At 39.9% G+C, this 22,692-nt stretch carries 15 protein-coding genes; 9 read left to right on the top strand and 6 right to left on the bottom strand.

Annotated features, from left to right (window positions below):
- Positions 1 to 102: 102 nt before the first annotated feature.
- Positions 103 to 1,233, bottom strand: coding sequence for a P1 family peptidase (locus tag OB69_RS16740; RefSeq protein WP_053224909.1), 1,131 nt, complete (start codon positions 1,231 to 1,233; stop codon positions 103 to 105).
- 26 nt (positions 1,234 to 1,259) lie between these two features.
- The gene (locus OB69_RS16735) at positions 1,260 to 6,599 is read right to left on the bottom strand and encodes a T9SS type B sorting domain-containing protein (protein WP_053224908.1); all 5,340 of its coding nucleotides are present in this window, start codon (positions 6,597 to 6,599) and stop codon (positions 1,260 to 1,262) included.
- 219 nt (positions 6,600 to 6,818) lie between these two features.
- Here OB69_RS16735 and OB69_RS16730 point away from each other — a divergent pair, with 219 nt between their 5' ends.
- Both OB69_RS16730 and OB69_RS16725 read left to right on the top strand, forming a co-directional pair.
- Complete coding sequence (locus tag OB69_RS16730; protein ID WP_053224907.1) at positions 6,819 to 7,853, top strand: PorP/SprF family type IX secretion system membrane protein; 1,035 nt, start codon at positions 6,819 to 6,821, stop codon at positions 7,851 to 7,853.
- 6 nt (positions 7,854 to 7,859) lie between these two features.
- Positions 7,860 to 9,107 (top strand): M48 family metallopeptidase, encoded by a 1,248-nt coding sequence (locus OB69_RS16725; protein ID WP_053224906.1) that lies wholly within the window; start codon positions 7,860 to 7,862, stop codon positions 9,105 to 9,107.
- Positions 9,108 to 9,110: 3 nt separating this feature from the next.
- Here the strand turns inward: OB69_RS16725 and OB69_RS16720 are convergent, their stop codons facing one another.
- The 4 genes from OB69_RS16720 to OB69_RS16705 all read right to left on the bottom strand — a co-directional run bounded on the left by OB69_RS16720 (position 9,111) and on the right by OB69_RS16705 (position 15,074).
- On the bottom strand, positions 9,111 to 10,796 hold the full coding sequence (locus OB69_RS16720; protein WP_053224905.1) for a BamA/TamA family outer membrane protein: 1,686 nt from the start codon (positions 10,794 to 10,796) through the stop codon (positions 9,111 to 9,113).
- A gap of 361 nt (positions 10,797 to 11,157) precedes the next feature.
- Complete coding sequence (locus tag OB69_RS16715) at positions 11,158 to 12,192, bottom strand: NAD(P)H-dependent glycerol-3-phosphate dehydrogenase (protein ID WP_176699981.1); 1,035 nt, start codon at positions 12,190 to 12,192, stop codon at positions 11,158 to 11,160.
- A complete protein-coding gene (locus OB69_RS16710) occupies positions 12,185 to 13,888 on the bottom strand; it encodes a 1-acyl-sn-glycerol-3-phosphate acyltransferase (RefSeq protein ID WP_053224903.1) in 1,704 nt (567 codons plus the stop codon). The genes OB69_RS16715 and OB69_RS16710 overlap by 8 nt, the downstream gene beginning before the upstream one ends.
- 55 nt (positions 13,889 to 13,943) lie before the next feature.
- Positions 13,944 to 15,074, bottom strand: coding sequence for an aminotransferase class I/II-fold pyridoxal phosphate-dependent enzyme (locus tag OB69_RS16705; RefSeq protein ID WP_053224902.1), 1,131 nt, complete (start codon positions 15,072 to 15,074; stop codon positions 13,944 to 13,946).
- A 61-nt stretch (positions 15,075 to 15,135) separates the two neighbouring features.
- On the opposite strand from OB69_RS16705, the gene OB69_RS16700 reads away from it, so the two are divergent.
- The 7 genes from OB69_RS16700 to OB69_RS16670 all read left to right on the top strand — a co-directional run bounded on the left by OB69_RS16700 (position 15,136) and on the right by OB69_RS16670 (position 22,690).
- Positions 15,136 to 16,083 (top strand): lipid A deacylase LpxR family protein, encoded by a 948-nt coding sequence (locus tag OB69_RS16700; RefSeq protein WP_082338216.1) that lies wholly within the window; start codon positions 15,136 to 15,138, stop codon positions 16,081 to 16,083.
- A 115-nt stretch (positions 16,084 to 16,198) separates the two neighbouring features.
- Complete coding sequence (locus OB69_RS16695; RefSeq protein ID WP_053224992.1) at positions 16,199 to 17,173, top strand: polyprenyl synthetase family protein; 975 nt, start codon at positions 16,199 to 16,201, stop codon at positions 17,171 to 17,173.
- Positions 17,174 to 17,357: 184 nt separating this feature from the next.
- Positions 17,358 to 18,461, top strand: coding sequence for a CaiB/BaiF CoA transferase family protein (locus OB69_RS16690; protein ID WP_053224900.1), 1,104 nt, complete (start codon positions 17,358 to 17,360; stop codon positions 18,459 to 18,461).
- 381 nt (positions 18,462 to 18,842) lie between these two features.
- On the top strand, positions 18,843 to 19,289 hold the full coding sequence (gene mraZ, locus OB69_RS16685) for a division/cell wall cluster transcriptional repressor MraZ (protein WP_053224899.1): 447 nt from the start codon (positions 18,843 to 18,845) through the stop codon (positions 19,287 to 19,289).
- Between the two features lie 7 nt (positions 19,290 to 19,296).
- Complete coding sequence (rsmH, locus tag OB69_RS16680) at positions 19,297 to 20,205, top strand: 16S rRNA (cytosine(1402)-N(4))-methyltransferase RsmH (protein ID WP_053224898.1); 909 nt, start codon at positions 19,297 to 19,299, stop codon at positions 20,203 to 20,205.
- Positions 20,206 to 20,214: 9 nt separating this feature from the next.
- Positions 20,215 to 20,595, top strand: a complete 381-nt coding sequence (locus OB69_RS16675; RefSeq protein WP_053224897.1) for an FtsL-like putative cell division protein — start codon at positions 20,215 to 20,217, stop codon at positions 20,593 to 20,595.
- Complete coding sequence (locus OB69_RS16670) at positions 20,585 to 22,690, top strand: penicillin-binding protein (protein ID WP_053224896.1); 2,106 nt, start codon at positions 20,585 to 20,587, stop codon at positions 22,688 to 22,690. Before OB69_RS16675 ends, OB69_RS16670 begins: the two co-directional genes overlap by 11 nt.
- The last annotated feature ends 2 nt before the right edge of the window (positions 22,691 to 22,692 follow it).

Below are 22,692 nucleotides of genomic sequence, written 5' to 3'. Positions count from 1 at the left end.
ATGAGAAGGTGGTGAGTGAAAAGAAAGAAATACAAGGTCTAGTTTTAGTGTGAGGTTGGCTCGTTATTATACCATCATATAAAACAGTCGGAATCTTTTGGTTTACTTAATAACCCCATATTTCTGGAGTATGGGTATTACCTTTTCCATCGGTAATTGTTGAATCGTATGCCCACCTTTTCCTTTAGAGGTTTCGGCCATAAATAGCGAATTAATAATGGCTTCTTCTGTCGCCTCAATTGTTGCCATGAAAATAGAGCTCATGTGGTCATTTCTTAGTACATCACCAGTATCAAATTTTTCTCTGGTTTGGTAAGGAATTCGCATGGATTCTGCCGTAGAGGCTGCTATAACATAATCGCCACTGCCATTTGAGGCAATGCCTCCTGTTTTTGCCAAGCCCATCATGGCTCTTTTAGCGACTCGTTCTAGTTGGCGAGCGTCTAGTGGGGCATCGGTTAATACTACAATCATGCAGGAACCATCACTTTTTTTGATCGCACTTGAAAATGGATACTGCTCTAACTCTTTTCCAACTGGTGCGCCATTGATGGTAAGTACACCTCCAAAATTTGTTTGTACCAAAACGCCTACGGTGTATCCACCCAAGGATTCGGGTAATTTTCTTGACGAAGTGCCGATTCCCCCTTTAAAACCAAAAGCGACAGTGCCTGTTCCAGCGCCAACATTTCCTTCAGGAACGATGCCTGTTTTTGCATTTTCAATAGCGGCAATCACATCATTTTCAGAAACATGCATTCCTCGAATGTCATTTAAGTAACCATCATTGGTTTCGCCAACAATTGCGTTTACCGACTGAACATTTTCATTTCCTTCTAAAGCCAACGCGTATTTTACGGTGCCCTGTATGCCCATGGGAACACTCAATGTGTTTGTAAGAATAATGGGCGTTTCTAGGTTTCCTAGTTCCTGCACCTGACTGATGCCGGCCAGTTTACCAAAGCCATTTCCAATGTATATGGCGGCAGGCACTTTGTTCTGAAATATATTTCCTGAATGGGGTAAGATAGCGGTTACGCCAGTTCGAACACTATCACCTTTAATGAGTGTTTGATGACCAACTTTTACCCCTGGCACATCCGTAATGGCATTGAGGTTTCCACTTGCCATTACCCCAATTTCAATTCCGTAGTCTCTTGCCCTTTTCTTTTCTTGAGCATTAGAAAAAGTAAAAAGAAATAGAAATGATAGGGCGAAAATGTAGCGTGTCATTCCCGAAAATAGTAATTATTTACGGACTAACGAACTACGGTTATTGCTCCTCTTTGTTCAAACTCACCTCTTTCTGGTTGGAATCTACTTCTGAATTTAATCACATAGGGATAGGTGCCTATTGGAACCAGCTGACCATTAAAAGTACCATTCCATTGAAACTCTAGTGCGCTACTTTGGTAAATCAATTCTCCCCAACGGCTGTAAATGAAAATCTGGAAGTCGGAGACAAAACCGTTTGGAACCACTGAAAATACGTTGTTTGGCGGATTGCCCTCTGGTATAATTACATTTGGAGCCAAAATAACTGGATCACAACTTTCAATAATCTCCATTTGATCCACTCTTACACAGCCAGTAGCTGTAGTCATAGTTACTTGGTAAATACCTGGCGCAGCAACGACCAAGTCTTGGACTGAATGAGCTAAAGGTTGTCCATCTAAAGTCCACTCATAAGTTTCAAAACCAATACCAGCAGTGACTGTAAGTACATTAGAAGAGGTTGGGCAATAGTATTCCAAGTCAGGCAATAACCCTTCTGGAATAGCACTTCTACGAATCAAAATACTTCTTTCAATTGAGCAACCACTGTTGTCGCTAATAGTAACTGTATAGGATCCTTCATCATTGACGTCTAAGAAAGGGACGCTTGTTACGGCAACTTGACTGTTATCGCGGGTCCAAATAAAATTAGTGGCATTTCCAGATAAAACATCCACAGTAAGTGTGATTGGCTGGCCATCATCACAAGCTGGGCTTGAGCTTAAAGTAGCCTCCAATTCTTCAGGGAAATCAATCGTTTCTGAGTAGGTTCCAGTACAAGTTAAATCTCCTGCTTCTCTTACGGTTACATCATAAGTGCCGTCAGCGGTTACAGTAATTCGTTTCGTATTTTCACCTGTCGACCAAGCGAAGTTGTAGGTAGTGTTGGGTTTTTCATTATTGATTTGCGCTTCCAAAACCAAAGTGCCATCACAAAGGTCTCCAACCTGAATAATTTCTACATCTGGCTGAACGGTGAGCGTTACAATAACCGACTCAGAAGTAGGGCAAGCTACACCTGGAGCATCTGCTGTAACGGTATAGGTGCCAGATTCGGTAGCGTTAATGACTGCACCATTTAACGTAGCTCCACTTGGGCTTAGCCAAACATAACTTGTTCCATCAGTTGAACTTGCTGTCAACGTTGTGCTTGGGTTTACATCACATACCTCTGTAGTTCCAGATATTTGCAAGTTTTGAACATCTGTTGGTTGGTTTACCACAATACCCGAAGCGGTAGCAGTACAACCCAAAGCTGTCGAGGTTACTTCAATATTATAAGTACCGCCTTCGAGGCCAGAAATTACAAAGCCGTTGTTGTTTTCAACTGGCACTACTCGAGGGTTGAAACCAGGTTCATCTCTAGTGAGCACGTAGGAAACAGGGAAAACGCTAGCATCATCTAAAGTAATGGTGATGCTCCCATCGGCAGTATCACATGAGGCATCAGCAGTTACCACGGGTTCAATAATATTGAAATTGTTGTTCTGAATTTCAATGCCTGTAAGTTCATCTGTACAGTTTGTACTATTATCTGTTACACTAACAGAATAAATACCTCCGTCTAAACCCGTTACTGATACATCATTTGGTCCGTTTACCGAACTGTTTTGGGCTACTGTAGCGCCAGAGGCATTACTTACGGTATAGCTGTAACTTCCTGTTCCTGCGATATTGAATACAAATTCGCCATCAGGAGTTGGCCCTACTTGTGGGCAACTAGCATCTTGAGAACTCACCAATGACAAATTTGGTGATCCATTAATGGTAACTACAGTCGAATCATTAGCAAAACAGCCTGGTTCAATTGGGTCTTCAATAGAAACTACATATGTGAATATGCCCGGAACACTACTGTCTACCTCTGCAGTTCTTTGGTTTGGTAATGTAGTTGTCGAATTATCGGGGTTGATTCTAGTCCATATGTAGTTGTTGGCGTTCACGTTTGGATCTAAGGTCAGCGACTCGCCTTCACAAAGATTGGCGGTTTCGGGTAATTCAATTTCGAAAGGAGGTGCAGCGTAAACTTCGGCACTGGAAACACAACCCCCTCCACCAATACTGGTAATGGTGATGGTATAAATTTCTTCTTCAGTCACCGAATAATATCTTGAGTTACTTACTACTGCGCCTTGGCTGTTCGTCCATTCAAAACTTAAAGTCGGATCGTCAGGGCCACCGTCTAAGGCATCTAAATCATGGCTAGAGCCTTCGCAAAGCACAACGGCTGTAGGTACGGCTGGCCTAGGTGGAATATCAAATACATCAATGGTTTGAACGAATGTAGTATCGAAGCCACAGCGGTTAGAGATGTTCAACGAAATGTCAAACCTTCCTGCTTGTCCTTGAGGGAAAACATAGGCCGTATCTTGTCCAGAAGCACTAAATACAGTGGTGTTCGCATCGTCAATAATCGTCCATAAGAACTCGTCAATATCAGAAGTTCCTACTCCCGAAAGTTCAATTCTCTCTTCTACACAAGTGCTGTCTGGAGCCGACATTGAAGGTTCCATTGGAGGGTTCACATTATTCTGAACAAAATTAGGTAGCCCTAATCGCGAATTGCCTGTAGTTAATGGAACTTGCATTTGGTTGAAAGAAGAAACCGCGGCAGTGTCTTCATTCACATTAATGGAACCAATAAATGGCGTTCCTGCTGGGTTGCCCGGAATTTCCATAGCTACATACAATTGTCCATCAGGGCCAGTTTGAATAGCACCGTAGTTTACGGTAACAGTAGAACTGGTTGAAATATCGGTTTTAGAAGCCAGTCGCGTAACTTCAGTCGAAGCAGAGTCAATTCTGTATTCTAATATTCTGCCTCCTGGCGCTCCGCCATTGCGGTTGTTCATGGTAGCAAAAAGTTTGTCGCCTCCTGTTGAAAAATGGACGTCATAAACTTGATCGTTTAGCGCTGGTCCGCCTTCTCCTAAATCAATTTGATACAATAAATCAGTTACTTCTCCAGTATTGGCATCAAAACTGAAAAGCTCTACATAGTCTTCATTACCTTCAATCAAAGCAACAGCAATACGTAAACCATCACCCGAAAACTTCATTCCTGCTTGACCGCTTAAAGCATCGTTAATGCTGTGAACAGACCCAACAGAAGATAAGATTGGTTGCCCAATCCCTTGGTTTGTAATGGGGTATGCTCTAAAGGTATTTGTACCATACTCATGTGCCATTAACCAGTAACCACCAGCACCTTCTAAGGCAATCAGTTTTTCTGTGCTTCTGGTAAAGAGTACATTGTCTTTTGAAATTACTGCACCTAATCCGTTGTCTTCTTTGAGGTCAACAACAGAATATTTGAGCATATAGGTGTTGTCACCATGCACTTCTTCTGTTGTAAATACATAGAAGAGTGTTTCGTCATCTTCAAACGGAACAATGACCACAGCTTGAGTAGAGGTAGAATCGCCACCAATTTCAGTTCCGTTTGGCATTATGCCATTGTCAGCATTCCATACCGTTGTTCCATTGGTATAGAAAAGTACTTGGCCGTTGGCATCGGATATGGTGGAGGTGCCTTCTGGTGCGTTCATGGCGTGTGCCGTTGTAATACTTCGAGGAGGCGGAGCCAGCCCATCTACTTCATTAAAGTCTATTCCCGCGCCATTCCCAAAATACCAAATATTGGCCGTTGGGTTTTCGTCACCATATACTTTTACTTCAACCGTTTCGTAAATCGGACAACCTGTAGTAGGGGTAATCACGACCCAGTAATTGCCAGCGTCTGTTACGTCAATAGAAGAAGTGGTTTCTCCTGTGTTCCATCGGTATTCAAATGGGCCGCCAGTTGCTCCGCCTTGCTGGCCTTGACCACCGCTCTGAGGTTCAGCGTCTAAGGTTAAGGTTTCTCCTTCACAAATAGTGGTGTCTTGAAGCGATACCTGAATGTCGTTTTCCATGATTTCACCCATGAGGGTATTGGACATTACTGTGCCAATGCCATCAAATTCTACGGTAAGAGTGGCCATGTACATTCCGGCTTGATCAAATGTAAAAATAGGGGCAATGGCATTTGAAGTAATTCCAAAAGGCTGAATATCCCAAGAATATGAAGTTGGAATAGCTGTCGAGGGGTCAATATTGACAAAGAACTGAACAGGAGTGTTCATGCAGTAATCTCCATCCTCTGAAATAGTTACCGTTGGGCCAATGGCTGCAGGTGGCATAAACTGTTGGAAATAATCAGAAGCAGGGTCTGCTCCTTCAAAAAGTGATTGCTCGTAGTCTAATGCAGTAAGCGCACTATCAGGTTGGTTAATTCTAGCCAATAACCTAGGGCCAGCTGCGGTTTCTTTATATATATGGTAGAGCGAACTGTCTGGTGCAAGCATTACACTTTGGCTCGCGCCTATTGGATTACCGAAAACGGGCTCTACTGAAGCCATAGGGTCAGATAAATCTATTCTGTATAAGTTGCCAGAAGTTGAATTAGCTAAGTTTCTACTGAAATAAAGTTTGGTTCCGTTATTCGACCAGCCAATAGAACCAGTTAGGGTTTGGTTCGGAACAAACGAGTTGGCTACCGAACGGTTGAACATCAGCTCTGGGGTGTCGCGGTTAAAATCTAAAATTTGAATATTGACATTATTGCTTGGGCGAACTGCAATTTGGGTACCCATTGGGTTGAGTGATAAATGCGCAGCCTGAACATTGGTTGTTAATACTGTTGGTGCGCCTTGTGGGTCGAATGGCTGACCTGCTACCGGTATTTCGTGGATTTCGAAGTTTCCGTTGGTGCTATTCTGAGTTACCAACCAAAACTGGGTCATATCGCCTGAAGCTACGGTAAGCATACCATCGCCTCGGCTAATAATTCCTGTTGGTTGATTTTTACTTCCAATTACAACAGCTCCAGCAGGAGGGCCAACTGCCCTGTTTCCTTGAGCACTCATGTCCACCAAAGTGTACAGAATTTCACCTGTTACATTACGATGAAAAACGTAATAGCGTGATTCATTTCCCACACCTGGTACTGGGCTTAAAGCCAACGGTTGAATGGCATTTGGGTCTGTGGTTATGCCAGTTCCATTTTCCATAATGGCATGGCTGGCGTCATAAATATTGATTCCGTCTGAGTAAAATAATAGGTCTCCAGTAGTAGGGTCGGTGGCGGTTAGCTTTTCACCTGCATTGGTTTGAGCTATTTTTCCGTCTGCTATAAAAGATCTTGCGGCTTGTTCTTTACCAAAAATAAGGGCTTGGTCATTGTTGGAGAAATACCAATTATGACGTGTAAAGTTCTGAGCTTGTGTCAGTACCGAGAAAGTGATTCCTAATAAAAGGAGTAAAATGCGAGTTTTTCTTACCACGCTAAATGATGTCTAGTAATAAAACACTGGAGCTAAAATATAACCCTATTACGTGGTTAACGGAGTTTTTATTATATTCATCGCTCCTTAAAGTCAGCCCTAAGATAAGGGAATTCTCTTAGTAAGGTAAGCTTTGAGTGTTGGGTTTCGAGGAAAAAAAATAACTTTACGTTTCACAATAGTTTGAGGGTACTCAAGCGTTAAAGGTTAAAAGTTTAAATGCGCAAAACTTTATTTTTGTTGATTGCCATTTTGGGAATAGGATTGGGAGAGGTTAAAGCTCAGGATCCGCAGTTCTCACAGTTCTATGCTGCACCCTTGTATATCAACCCTGCTTTTACTGGTGCTTCGGGGTTTACCCGATTGGGAATTAACTACCGAAACCAATGGCCATCGCTCGATGCCTCATTTGTAACCTTTTCATTTTATGCCGACCATTATTTGGAAAAATATAATAGTGGTGTAGGGTTTATCGTAACTACTGATCGTGAAGGTGTTGCTGGTTTACAAAGCACAAATGTAGGGCTTACTTACGCTTATCAACTGAAAGTTTCTGATAATCTCGTTTTTCGTCCGGGTATTCAAGCCAATTATTTTATGCGGAATGCCAATTTTTCAGACCTAGTTTTCGCCAGTCAGATTAACCCAGTTACTGGCTTTGACCCTAATTTACCAGGCGACCCAAGAGTAACGGGCAGTAATTTGAATGTTAACTATTTAGATCTTGGAGTTGGGGGAATTCTGTATTCAAGAAATTTATTTCTGGGTGCTTCTGTTCAACATTTAACAGAACCAAATCAGTCGCTTTTAGATGGTGATAGCCCATTGAATCAGCGCGTTAGTATTCATGGAGGGTATAAAATTATGCTGAAGGAAGGGGCACTAAGAAGAGACCTTACCTATACAAGAAAGGAAAGAAGCATTACTCCAATTTTTCAATACAAAACTCAAGGAGAATTTAGTCAGTTAGATGCCGGTTTCTTTTTACACTTAGAGCCAATCAATTTGGGTTTACAATACAGAGGATTGCCAATTAAAACTTTCGAGAACTTCCCTAATAATGAGGCGTTAATTTTCTCTTTTGGAGTTACTACTAGTGATTTTAACTTTGGCTATAGCTACGATTACACGCTCTCTGAATTGAGTAATGCGAGTGGAGGAGCTCATGAAATCTCCATATCTTACTTATTTCAATGGGGTAAACCTTTGAGGCTTCCGCGCGACCAGTGGAGTATTCCTTGCCCGAAAAACTAAATTAGCATGTCTTCGGTACAGCTACTATACCTGATTATAGGAATTGTTTTGGTTGATTATTTCTTTGATCAATTACTCGATTTCCTCAATATGAAATCAGCTAAAAGTAAATTACCAGAGGAACTCAAAGATATTTATCCCCCAGAAGAGTACGCTAAATCACAACGATATTTAAAAGCCAGATCGAAATTCTCATTTCTTACCACCGCGTTTAATACAACACTTACTGTGTTGATTCTTGCTTTTGGGCTTTTCGGAGATTTACATATTTGGCTTTCGGCCCATTTTACAAGCCCAATGCTGCATTCGTTGGCTTTCTTTGGTGTTCTGTTTTTGGTTTCTGACATTATTAATATACCCTTTGAACTGTATTCTACTTTTGTTATTGAAGCAAAGTTTGGCTTCAATAAAACTTCCTTGAAAACATTTTGGGCAGATAAGCTAAAGGGCTATTTGTTGGTCGTTATTTTAGGTGGAGGTCTGGGCTATGTGTTGCTATGGCTAATTTTTGAATGGCAAGAGCAATTCTGGATTTATGCGCTAATCGTTATTACGGCATTCTCACTATTTATGAGTGTTTTTTATACATCACTTATTTTGCCTTTGTTCAATAAACTGACTCCTTTGGCCGAGGGCGAATTGAAGGATAAGATTAACGCCTATGCCGAACGCGTTAAATTCCCTTTAGACAATATTTTTGTAATTGATGGCTCTAAAAGGTCTAGTAAGGCAAATGCCTTTTTCTCTGGAATGGGGAAGAAAAAGAAAATTGTGCTTTACGACACGCTCATTGAAAAACAATCAGATGATGAACTTGTGGCTGTTTTGGCACATGAAGTAGGCCATTTTAAAAAGAAACATGTTATGGTTGGCATGGCTATATCTGTAGTGCAAATGGCGATAACATTATATGTTTTATCTCTTCTTATTTTTAATGAAAATCTTTCCATGGCCTTGGGTGCAGAAGATCTATCGGTTCATTTAAACCTTGTTGCATTTGCGCTGCTTTATACGCCAATTTCGAAACTTACAGGTATTTTAATGAACATGATTAGCAGAAAGAACGAATTCGAAGCAGACGCTTATGCTTCTACAACCTACAATCCTGTTCCATTGCAGTCTGCGCTAAAGAAACTTTCAGTAGATAGTCTTAATAACCTTACACCGCATCCTGCTTATGTTTTTGTAAACTATTCACATCCCCCATTACTTGAGCGATTAAAGCATATGGATAAGTTCAAGAAACCAGAATAGTCTTTATTTAAACAGGCTCGGGGATGGCTTTGTAATCAGGAAATCCGAAAAGTTAAACCCGCTATTCCCAGATAGGCTCAGGTCTGTCATTGGTAGTCCAACTGGGGCATCGGGGTAATAGGCCAAGCGAATTTCAATGGCCTTAAAAGTAAGGTTGTCATTTCTAATCCTAAAGCCTAAACCCATTCCGGATTGAGCCTTTTCGCTAAAAATATTTTTACTACCATTGTTTACCATGCCAAGGTCGTAAAAACCAAAAACAGCTAATTTAAAGTCAGCGGCTTCAAATGGGGTAAAGCTTACCGTTTCAATATTAATTAAGAAACGTTGAGTCCCTCTAAGTGTATTACTTTTCAAACCCCTTATGCCATTTCCGTCTCTTATATCAATGTACTCGTTCGAAAATCGGTCGATGCCGTAGGTGTAATTTACATTTATGAATTGCCTGAACTTCCATCGGTTTAGGTCAATTAATGAGCTGAAAAAACGGAAATCAGCTTTGAATACACCTTGTTCAAAAATTTTATTTTTAAGGAAACTTTCTAACGAAAAACCTCCTAAGAAATAGCCTAGGTTGCCCATGTATCCTCCTCGGCCGGCTTTCCCGCCAAGAAAATAGCGGTGACCAAATTCTGCCCATTCATAACCTCCTAGTAATTCAATTTGATAGCCATAAGGTATATCCTCAGTTCTTCCATAGCCAAAAATGAGTTGATCCTTAAAGTATCTTCTTTGCGAAATTCCGACAGAGCCAATGGCTAAAGTTCGGTTATGGAATGGTTGATTAAGTTCAGTATCAACTTCTGGTCTGAGCGTAAATTTTATGTTTGAAATTCTTCCTGAAACAATAAGCCTTGTTCTTTCATTTCGAATAGGGTCTTTTAAGTTGAGAGGGAAAGCCCTAGCTAGCCAAAAATCTTGAAAGTCATAACGTTGGTTAATTGTTTGAAAGTCATACTCTTCGTCTGAAATGATATTGGATAGTTCAGTAAAACGAAGTCTTTGGTTCGTAAATTCAATACCACCTGCAAACTTAATTTTTGGTGAAATAAACTCACGCTGAAGTTTTATGCTGCTAAAATCTTGATTTACCGTATTGGCGTAATTGGCTTCAAACGAAATAAAAGAACGCTTAATATTGGGCACTCGATAACGTATCTGATAACTGTACCTTTGGTCTGAACTTTGGTCTACGGAAAAACGATTGTCTATTTCGTGCCCAGAACCAAAAATATTTTTGTGGTTTACCCTTAAAACCCCCGAGTCAAAATCGCGTGCTTCAATGTCAAAAGATAAGGCCAAAACGTCTTTCGTTATTATCTCTACATCAACAATTTCGGGGTTATCCTCTCTTGGTTTTAGGTAAATTCGTGCATCTTTAATGTAAGGCAGTTCACGAAGAATTCTTTCATTATCAGCAATGATTAGTGGGTCGACTATATCACCACTAGAAAAAAGCAGGTTGTTCAGAATTACCCTTTCTCTGGTGTTAAAGTTTACTGTATTACCGGTTTTTTGAATAAAGGATTTTGGCTTCTCATCGGGTTTATCCATTCTAGTTCCTAAAGCTTTGAGCTTAATAAGCTCAATGTTTCCTATGGTTTTTCCATTATAATTTTTAAATGGATTTTCACTTATAGAAAACTGAGTGGTGTCGAGCTTGAAATCATCAGAAGGCAGCGAAAACAAAAGGTTGAAAAGCTCTTTTGTTATTTTTCGGTTAGACCATTTGCCTTGAAGGCGTTGATAAAAATTGCCCCTAACTTTGTAAAAGACAGTATCGGGTAAAATTAATATAGTGTCTTTATCGAAAGTATATCGTACATCTTTTAAAATAATGGTGGTGTTTTTGGGTAAGGGTATAGTATCATAGTTTATTTTTTTCTGTTGGGCATATAGCGAAACAGAAGACCAGAAAGTCAGGCAAAGAATGATAATATAGTGTTTCTTGAATTTGATAGCTTGTGATGTTAGAACGCACCTCTCTTAATATAATTGAAATTAGGGGATATCTGATTGAATAGAAAAGGAGATGTTTTGATATCGGCTTTTAAAGAAAGTCGATATCAATATTGCCTGGGTATTTCATTAAATAGCTTAGGCCGTCCTGTGGTTTCATTCCTTCATAAAGAATTTTATAAAGGGTGTCGGTAATTAAAGGTTTAATCCCTTGGGCATCTGCTAATTGCTTAATGATTTTAATCGTGTTTACACCTTCAGCGGTTTCTTCCATCTCGGCAATGGCTTCATCCATGCTTTTTCCTTGCGCCAATTTAAAACCAATAGTGTAGTTTCGGCTGGTTTGACTCGAAGCGGTGGCGACCAAGTCGCCAATGCCTGCTAAACCAATGAATGACGATATTTCTCCACCCAAGGCTTTTCCCAAGTAGATCATTTCAACTAAACCTCTGCTGATCAATAATCCTTTAGCGTTATCGCCAAAACCTAAACCAGAGATGATACCTGAAGCAATAGCAATTATGTTTTTAAGTACTCCGCAAAGTTCGACTCCCTTCAAGTCTTGATTTCCGTAAACTTGAAATTTTTCTGATCTGAGTAACCTTTTGCCCTCATTAATTACCTCATTGAATGGCGAAGCAATTACAGTAGCTGCTGGGTGACCTAAAGCTAATTCTTTTGCCAAATTAGGGCCTGCCATACAACCCACACGCACCACTACACTCTCTTCCCTTATTACCTCACTCATGGTTCTAATGCATGATCGATCCATTTTGAAATCGGTTGGTGTTTCGTGAGGTAGAATTAAATCTAAGCCTTTGGTGCCATGAATGAGTACATGGTATGGATGTAGAAAAGGAGCGAACTGGCGCATCATTTCCCTGAAATTAGATGAAGGAACTACAGGGAAAATAACGTTACACTTTTGCGCAACTTCTTCTAAACTATTTGTAACGGTTATGTTTTCGTGGAGGTGTTGTCCGTTCGAAATTCTGGTCGACTTAATTTTTTCGACTGTTTCAGCATTTCGGGCATATAATAATACCTTGGAATTCTTTGAAAGAATATTTGCTACGGCTGTTCCAAAACTGCCTGAACCAATGACTCCAACACATTCTTTAGACATATTTCTCAAGATTATAACCTACTAAACGGTTGTGATAGTAAAACAGCAAATTTAAATCTTGGGTATAAATATCTCCCTTCTTATTCTTTATCAGCGGACGCTTGGCATGGTACATACCCACGTTGGCCAAACCGTGCGCAATAATCTTATCAGGGTCTCCGGTAAGGTATGGGGAAACACTAACTTCTCCCTTATTATACATTTCATGAACTCTTCTTAAAACTGTTTGGAAAACCGTCTTAAATTCCTCATAAGGAATGATTTGGTCTTCTTCCGGAATTCTCAAAAAGTTATACAAGTCCAGTTTATTGAATTTCTTTTGAAGCATTTCAAAGGCTACAAATGCCACCAAATGACTGGCAAAAACCTTATTGATTCGATGGAATTCTTCAACTATTCTATCACTCAACATGCGGGTATATTCATCTTCGCGTTGCTGGTCGTGCGAAATGATTTTTCCGTCTTTAGTAAAGTACTCTTGAGTATCTATTTGACGGCCACTTTTGTCATAACTATTGCCATCTGTATCTACATAATTCCCCAGCACATCTAAACCTCTTCCGATGGACACTGATATGTCTGAACCCTTGGTAAAGAATTTAAGCAAGAAAGCAAAGATTTTATATGAGGTAGAGTACTCATCGTTTTCTACATAGTAGCGCTCTTGCCCTTTTAGTCTTAAGTATTCACGAATAAGAGAAGGCGCCTCAAGCACAAAATTGTAGTTTAAAGTTACTGGAACAATAAATATTTTGTGCAGACCGTCTCTTTTCCCTTTCTGATAGTTGACACGCTGAGCTTCAATAGCTGTGCTTAAAAGGCCAAGTTTCAATCTCTTTTCTATTTGTCCTGAGCGTGAACGGGTTCCGCCAGGGAAGAAAAGGCTATGGCAACCTTTCTGAATTGCAAGACTAGAATAACTCTTTAGGGTTTCTAAATAGAGTAGGTTTTTCTTTCTTCTGTCTACTTTATAGGCCCCAAGGCTTTCCATAAAGTAGGCAAATATTTTTATGTTGAAGAGGTTTAAGCCAGCACCATAAATAAAAGCAGGCAAGCCCAAAGCACTAATTACCCAGCCTATTAATATAGAATCAAGATTACTGAAATGGGTAGGCACCATAATGATCGTTCCTTTTTTGGCCAAGGTGCGTAATTCCTCTACTTCTCCAGTAATATGAATTTTATCTTGAAGCGAATATCGAGTACTGAAAATCGACCAAAAACCTCGGGCACGAGATGCGTTTAAAAGCCTAGCAAAACCAAAAGTAACAATGGAACGAGCCATTCTGTACCTTGACTTCTTGAAGTTTCCAGCAATTTCACTGGCGTAGCGCTCTATAATTTCTGAAAGTATATCTTCTAAAGTCTCATCAATGTCTTCCTTGTCGTCATTTGTCGATATTTCAAGAAGTCTATCTTTGATGGATTGAAGAAAGTCAGCTTCGTCTGGTGGGTCAACCGCCCATGGATTTCTTTTTACCCTAAGCTTTTCTCTAAAAAGAGTGGTTTCAATTTCCTCAATTAAGCTTGAACGCTTTGGGGTGAGTTTTTTTATACGCTTAATACTTTCAGCGGTCACTTCCTTAATAAAAGCATCCCTGTTATTGCTCAAGCTCACGACCGGCCACTCGTCAATTCCTCCCGGAACCACCTGGTCGTACTTCTTCTTTACGTAGTCTTTGCCGATTGGCTTCATTCAGTTTTTAAAAACCCCAAAGATATGATAAAAATTCTTCCGCTAGCTTCCGCTGTTAACAAAGTAAGGAATTCAGCGCATGCGCCAAACCCAATACTTCATTTTTACTATTAAAACTATGTAAGCAGATTCTCAAGCGTTCTTCCCCTTCTTTTACCGTAGGCGAAAGAATTGCACGAACATCGAATCCCATTTCTTGAAGTTGCTTTGACGTAGATTTTGCTTTTAAGTTGCCTTCGGTAATTACCACTTGTATAGCGCTAGTAGATAAATAACGCGGAGGTCTTTGTGTCTTAATTGCTTGGTTGAAGGTGGAAATGTTTTCTTTTAAACGAATAGCCAAATCTGGGTGGTTGGTTAAAAACTGGAAAGCTTGCTGTATTGATAAAAACTCAAAAGGAGAGGGTGCGGTAGTGTATATAAATGGTCGCGAATAATTGATCATATAATCAATTACTGTTTGGTTTGAAGCTATGCAAGCACCATGAATGCCCATTGCTTTACCAAATGTGTATACAACCGCATACACTTGTTGTGATAGATCTAACTCTGCTACTAAGCCCGCCCCATTTTTACCAAATACACCTGTGCTGTGTGCTTCGTCTACAATGAGTTTTGCATTGTATTTTTCTGAAAGTTCACAGAGTGCTTTTAGAGGAGCAAAGTCGCCATCCATAGAGTAGACGGCTTCGCAAGCGATATAAACCTCACCTTCACTTAATTTTAATTTTCGCTCAAGATCGGCCAAGTCGTTATGCTTAAAAGGCATTGATTTGGCCAAACTCAATCGGCTACCATCTTTAATGCATGCATGTGAAAGCTCATCATATAGAATAGTATCGCCCCTTTGAGGAAGGCAAGAGAAAAAGCCAAGGTTAGCAGTATAGCCAGAGTTAAAAACCAGACTGGCATCATAACCAAAAAGCTTGGCTAGTTCTGATTCTACCTCGGTGGCTAAGGCTGAATTTCCCGTCAATAGCCTTGACCCAGTTGATCCATTTTTATCCGCTAGGCTTTCATAGCTGTTTAGAATTCGGTTTTTTAAATCTTCAGACCTCGCAAAACCTAAATAGTCGTTTGAGCTGAAGTCTATCAGTTTTTCATTCACTAATAATAAACTGCGTTTATTGCCCAGCAATGCTCGTTTATTTAGTTGTTCCTCAATTCTTAAATTCTTTTTATCCATTTGCCAATAATACGCTGGCTAAAATTATAAATAATTGAGACTTTAGCGCCTCAAATTAAATATCACTGTAATCAAGTCGATTCTTATTTTTTTCTCACTGCTCTATACGTTGCCAATTTTAGGGCAGGTAGACTACCGTAAATCTGAATTTTCATTCACCACCGAAAATGATGTTTACTTACTGAACAGGGATGACGAGTACTATTCTAATGGCTTTCTTTTTCATTATAGATATGTTCCCAAGAAACCTGATTCTTTAAACACAAAAAAAATTATAGATATAAGTCTTACGCATAAGTTCTATACGCCTGACGATTTGCTTTATGATGAAATCTCTGAATTGGATAGGCCATACGCAGGCTTGCTCTATGCTGGAATTTCAAAGTCTATGTTCAAGAATGATAATTCACGATTTAAATATGGTTTGGAGTTAGGTACAACGGGCAAAGCCTCGGGAGCAGAAGCTTTGCAGAAGTGGTATCATAATGCCGTGGGGTTTAAGCAACCAAGAGGATGGCAGCATCAAATTAGAACGGCTTTGGTTTTAAATGCCACTGCTGAATATAATCGGCAGTTTAGTTTGGTGCCGAAAAGTATGGATTTCATTAGTTCATCATCAGCAACATTAGGAACAGGTCATACGAACATTGCCCAGAATTTCGATTTTAGAATGGGGCTATTGAACGTTTTGAACAAGTCGCCATTTGCAAATGCTATGATTGGCGAAAATAGCCAAGGCCTAGAGCGGGTAGGCTATGTAGTTTTTGGTTACGGAGTGTCCTATATTTTCCATGACATTACTGCTTCGGGTAGTTTATTCAATAATAAAAGTCCGCATACAGAAAGGCAGATGCCTTGGGTGAGTACTTTTAGGGTGGGTTGGGCTACTGGTAATGAAAAAGCGACATTTAAAATTATGTTTCATTGGTTGAGTAAAGATGTACAAACAGCAAAAAATGACGCTTATATTTCTTTCGTTTTTGATTTTAGACTAAAAAACAAGGACTAAGAATAAGTTCAGCGTAAAATTTTTAAACAAAGGGCTTCTACTTTTCTTATCAAATAAAACTGCCCTCACTTTGCCGTTGAAGCATTACCTGTTAATATTGTGGCATTCTACTGATATGGCGTTAAAGCTTTCCGAAATACAGGCCCCCATTGCTAGTGAAATGACTGAGTTCGAACAGAAATTCAGGTCATTCATGAAGAGTAAAGTATTTCTGCTCGACCAAATCATGAGTTACATTGTAAAGCGCAAGGGCAAGCAAATGAGGCCTATGTTTGTGTTTTTGGCAGCAGGGGTTACAGGAAAAATATCAGATAGAACTTATAGAGGCGCCTCTCTAATAGAATTACTTCACACCGCCACTCTGGTTCACGATGATGTAGTAGACGACTCAAATTACAGAAGAGACTTCTTTTCAATCAATGCCCTTTGGAAGAATAAAATAGCCGTTTTGGTAGGTGATTATTTACTTTCGCGCGGTTTACTGCTTTCCGTAGATAATGAAGATTTCGATTTTCTAAAAATTGTTTCCCGAGCGGTGCGCGAAATGAGTGAAGGTGAATTGCTTCAAATGGCCAAAGCCAGGAACTTAGATATTACCGAGGATATCTATTATGATGTAATTCGTCAGAAAACCGCTTCGCTTATTGCCTCATGCTGCGCTGTTGGCGCTACCGCCTCCAATGCTTCTCAAGAAGACGTAGAAAAAATGCGAGAATTTGGGTTAAAAGTCGGAATGGCTTTTCAAATCAAAGATGACCTTTTTGACTACGGTACTGAAGAAGTGGGTAAGCCCCTAGGTATTGATATTAAGGAGCAGAAAATGACATTGCCGCTGATTTATTCTTTACAAAACGCCAGTAGTAGCACCAAACGAAGAATAATCCGAACCGTGAAAAGCAAAGGAGATCATTCAAAAAAGGTGAATGAAGTAGTTGCTTTTGTAAGAGAAACTGGCGGAATTGAATATGCCCAAAAAGTAATGAATCAGTATTACCAAGAGGCAATACAGATTCTGGAAACATTTGAGCCAAGTATTTACAGAGATTCTCTTTCTCAGCTAGTTACCTACACAATAGAGCGGTCTAAATAAAAAAAACAACGCCATATTTTGAGATATGGCGCTGTTCAGTTAGTTAGTAGTAAATTTGTTTTTTGCTATAGCCCAATAGTAAAATTACGCTATGGCAGATGCTAAAATAACAACCTGTCGGAGAAAAGACCTTATATAAAAGCCGGTTTTTTTAAAAAAAAATCACCAACCACTTTCAGCACCAATGAAAAAATTAAAAATAATTGAGTTGGCTTCGGTTCTAGCTGGGCCTAGTGTTGGGCAGTTTTTTGCAGAATTGGGTGCAGAGGTAATCAAAGTAGAAAGCCCTAAAACTGGCGGAGATGTTACTCGGTCATGGCTGTTCAAGGGGGAAAAAAGAAATGGTACCGTTTCGGCTTATTTTACTTCGATAAACTGGGGTAAAAAATCTTTGTCTATTGATTTGAGCAATAAGGAAGAAAGGGCAATAGTTTATAAGCTTGTCAAGAATGCAGACATGGTAATTGCTAGTTATAAACCTGGTGATGCCGAAAAATTGGGTGTAGACTTCAACACTCTAAAAAAGATTAACCCAGCGCTTATTTATGGTCAAATTACAGGGTATGGCCTAAACACTTCAAAAGTGGGTTATGATGCTGTTATTCAGGCAGAATCGGGATTTATGAGCATTAATGGTGAGCAAGGGGCTGCTCCGTTAAAAATGCCTGTCGCTCTGATTGATGTTTTAGCAGGGCACCAACTGAAAGAGGCACTGTTGGTAGCTCTTGTTGAGCGTATGGAAAGTGGTAAAGGAAAGTTTGTTCAAGTGGCTTTGATTGATGCTGCCATCAGTGCTTTGGTAAATCAAGGTGCAAATTGGTTGGTAGGAAAAAATGAGCCAAAGTCAATGGGTAATCTTCACCCAAATATTGCACCTTATGGCGAACTTTTTGAGACCAAAGATTGTCGCCAATTGCTGTTGGCTATTGGAAATGATAAGCAATTCTACAAGCTATGTAGTGTTCTGAGCATTAATGAGATGGATGGTTTTTCGACCAATCAAGAAAGAGTAGTAAACAGAGATGAATTGAACACAATTCTTGCTGATAAAATCCGACTATGGCCTTCAGGTGAATTAATGGAATTGCTGGTCAATCAGCAGGTGCCAGCTGGCTTGGTAAATACCATAAATGCTGCCCTAGATGAAGGCGAACCTCATTGGTTTTTAGAAGCCGAAGGCATTACAGGTTTACGCTCTTTTGTGGCTTCGGGCTTCGATCGCCTTTCGCTGAGTCCGCCTCCCCAATTAGGGCAGCATAATCAAGAAATTCTGGATGGTTTGAATTGACTTCTTCCACCGAACCTTATTTTACCGCAAACGAATGTTTTTTAGTGATTTTTCTCCCACTTTACTCCACATGATCTAAAATCGGGTTGGTTAAGCCTTTTTTTATGTCCATTTGGTCATTTGTTCTTGCCTTTAAAAAAAACTCATGCATGTTAATTTTGTACCTAAAATCCATTTTTAAGCCTAGTTTTCCGAACAGTTAAAGCCTTTCTTATTCATCAGAAATGGACTTTTTACCTCCTTTATCTTTCTAGTGATATTTTTCGATCACACTTGTTTTTCTGTATAGAAAAAGATACTTTTCATAAAAAGTGGGGAAAAGTGAGGAAAAGTGGTGAAGTGTGGGAAAAAATCTTACTTTTGTAAAGGTTCAGGTGTGTAATGGCTTTTTTTACAAGTGAATATGACTGTAAGCTCGATGTAAAGGGTAGGTTGGCTTTACCTTCAAAGGTAAGGGCTGCACTGCCAGATAATGCATCAGAAGAGCTTGTGCTAAGACGAGGTTTCGAGCCTTGCTTGGTGTTATATCCTATGCTTGAGTATAAAAAGATCTATGCGAAGATAAAGGGACTAAGCGAATTCAGTGAGGAGTACCGCAGGTTTCAGAGAACTTTTTTTAGGGGAAATGTAGACGTTGAGTTAGACGGAGCAGGAAGAATCAATATCCCTAAAAAGATGATGGAATATGCGGGGCTTGAAAAAGAAGTTGTGTTGGTAGGGTTGGGAAATAGAATCGAAATCTGGAATCCTGACCAATATGAGGAATACCTCATCCAAGACGCAAGTGAGTACTCCAAGATGGCGGAGAAATTTTTGGCAGACGAATAATTAAACTATGTCAGAGTATCATGTGCCAGTTATGCTTAAAGAATGCGTTGATGGCCTCTCTATCAAGCCGAATGGAATCTATGTAGATGTCACCTTTGGAGGTGGCGGACATTCAACCGAAATATTAAAGCATTTAAATAGTGAAGGCAGGCTCTTTGGTTTCGATCAAGACGTTGATGCTAGGGCTAATGCTGAAAAAATAGACAATCGTTCTTTCACATTTGTACAAGCCAATTTTAGGCACATCAAGCGATACCTCAAGTTGTACGGGGTAAAGCAGGTAGATGGGATTTTGGCGGACTTGGGAATTTCATCTCATCAAATTGATGAGCCAATGCGTGGGTTTTCTACCCGTGCAGAAGCTGATTTAGACATGAGGATGGATTTGAATGGTTCGCTTACTGCTGCCGATGTGGTGAATGAGTATTCAGAAGAGCAATTACATAAGCTTTTGGGTATTTACGGAGAGGTAAAAAATGCAAAAACTTTGGCTGCGGCTATTGTTTCGGAGCGTTTTTCTAATCCCTTCAAAACCACCAAAGACCTGATTCAATTATTGGATCGATTGGCGCCAAGGCATAGAGAGTATAAATATTATGCTCAGGTTTTTCAGGCCATCCGCATCGAAGTAAACGATGAGATGGGAGCATTGGAAGATTTCTTGAAGCAATCGGCTGAGGTAATTAAGCCCGGGGGGCGCTTGGTGGTAGAGTCTTATCATTCGCTAGAAGATCGAATGGTGAAGAACTTTATTAACAAAGGAAAAGTGTTTGGCGAGGTTGAAAAAGACTTCTTCGGAAATCAGTTGAAACCATTTAATGCGATCAACAGGAAGCCGATTGAAGCAAATGAAGAAGAGTTAAAAGTAAATAACAGGGCAAGAAGTGCAAAACTTCGTATTGCCGAAAAAATATAAGTAAAGAAAGTGGCAGCGAATAAATTCAAAGCGAAAAGAGATGAGAAATCCGGCACAGCAGGTGGTGGCTTATTTGGTCTTTTGTCGAAGCTGAAAATAGCTGGAAACTTAGAAACGGGGCTTCCAGTGAAGCACCTGCCGAAAGTAGCTTTCGCACTAGTGTTGGGTGTGTTTTATGTATGGAACAGCCATTATGCTGAAAAGGCAAATAGAAATATTAAGAAACTAGAAACAGAAGTTGAGGATTTAAGGGCCGATGTTACCACGCTAGAGGCAGATTATATGTATAGCAGTAAGCAGTCGGAAGTAGCCAAGAACGTAAAGAAACTAGGATTAGAAGAAAGTAAAGAACCGCCATATAAAATTGTTGTAGACGAAAGTGAATATTAAGCAGTCGATATTACTGAGAGTAAGAATAGCTTTTTTAGCTGTGATTGCCTTTGTCTTGGTAGTAATCTACCGGATTGCAGACATTCAGTTTGTGCAAGGCGATGATTGGCGAAAGCAAGCACAAGAAATTGGGTTGGATTATAAAACAATAAAGGCCACCCGTGGAAGTATTTATGCTGATGGTAACGACCTGATGGCAACCTCACTTCCCTTTTACAAAATTGCATTCGATCCTTCGCTTGCAAACGATAATACCTTTAAAACAGGTATTGACTCCCTTTCACTACTATTGTCGAAATTTTTTCGAGATCTCTCTCCTGGCGAATACCGGAAGAAGATCTCGGAAGCTCGACAGTCTCGCAAACGGTATTTGGTTCTAAACAACCGCCTCATTAATTATCAGGATAAGGCCATGATGGAAAAGTGGCCGATTTTTCGGGAAGGCCAAATGATTGGGGGAGTAATATTTGACAAGGAGGATAGGAGACATCGTCCTTTTAAAGCTTTAGCCCAACGTACAATTGGCGGTTTAAATATAGATGGTGTAGCTACCGTAGGAATAGAAAAAAGCTTCGATCATTATTTGGCAGGTCAAGATGGAAAAGGTTTGTATCAAAGAATTGCAGGCGGTAACTGGATGCCAGTAAATGTAGCTTCAGATGTAAAGCCTAGAAATGGCTATGATGTGTACACTACTATCGATATCAACCTTCAAGATGTTGCTCAAAACTCGCTTTTGAGGCAGTTAGAGAAGTTTGAAGCGGCCTACGGTACGGTAGTTTTAATGGAGGTGAAAACAGGTGAAATCAAAGCCATGTCTAACCTTACCAGAACAGAAAGTGGTACTTATGTAGAAGATTATAACTATGCAGTACAAGGGTTGAACGACCCAGGCTCTACCTTTAAACTGGCTTCAATGCTAGCCCTCTTAGAAGCAGATAAAATTGAGCTTACCGATTCAGTAGATACCAATGACGGTACTGTTAAATTTTATGACCGCACCATGGAAGATCAAAGTGCTTGGAAAGGCGGTTATGGTAAATTGACTGTTCAGGAAGTCTTCGAAAAATCATCTAATGTGGGTATTTCCAAACTGGTAGATCAATACTTTGGTAAAGACCCTCAAAAATACATAGACATTATAAAATCAACAGGTTTAGGGAAGCCACTCGATTTTCAAATGATAGGTGAAGGTATCCCTTATATTAAAAATGCTGATGACAAATCATGGAGTGGAACAAGTTTACCGTGGATGTCAGTAGGGTATGAAACAAGTATTACTCCGCTTCAAACCCTAGCTTTTTACAATGCAGTGGCCAACGATGGAAAAATGATTCAGCCCATTATTGTAAAGAGTATTAGGAAGGGAAATCAGATCGTAGAAGAGTTTGACGCTAAAACACTTGATAAGAAGATAGCCTCAAAAGCTACACTAGAAAAATTGAAAATCATGCTTGAGGGCGTGGTGGAAAGAGGTACCGCAAAAAACATTAAAAACGATTATTACAAGATCGCTGGAAAAACGGGAACCGCTCAAAAATTGATTAATGGGCGATATTACAAGCAGCGCTATTATGCGTCTTTTGCTGGTTATTTCCCTGCCGATGAGCCTTTGTATTCTTGCATTGTGGTGATTGATGACCCTAAAGGTTTGAATAGTTTCGGAGGAGATGTTTCTGCGCCTGTTTTCAAAGAAATTGCTGATATGATATTCGCTTTAGACCTTGACTTACACGATAAGTTTGAAGGAGAGCGCTTGGCCAAAGAGGGAACCTTCCCTGTAATCAGGGCTGGAAATTTTGATGAATTGAATAAGCTGTTAAATCAGTTTGGTATTTCAAATCATATGGAAGAAGAAAATGTAGAGTGGGTAAGGGCTAGTGTTAATAATAATGCGATTGCTTGGAAACCCAATCATTCTCAGTCGAACCTTGTGCCTAATGTGGAAGGAATGACGCTTAGAGATGCGCTTTACATATTGGAAAATAAAGGATTAAAAGTTAATGTTTCTGGTACAGGTCGAGTGCTTAGGCAATCGATTTATGCAGGAAGAAGAATAGAAAAAGGAACAACCATCACGATAGAACTAGGGTAATT

The sequence above is a fragment of the Roseivirga seohaensis subsp. aquiponti genome (assembly GCF_001267955.1).
GTDB lineage: Bacteria > Bacteroidota > Bacteroidia > Cytophagales > Cyclobacteriaceae > Roseivirga > Roseivirga seohaensis.
This window is presented reverse-complemented; position numbering and strand designations above follow the sequence as displayed.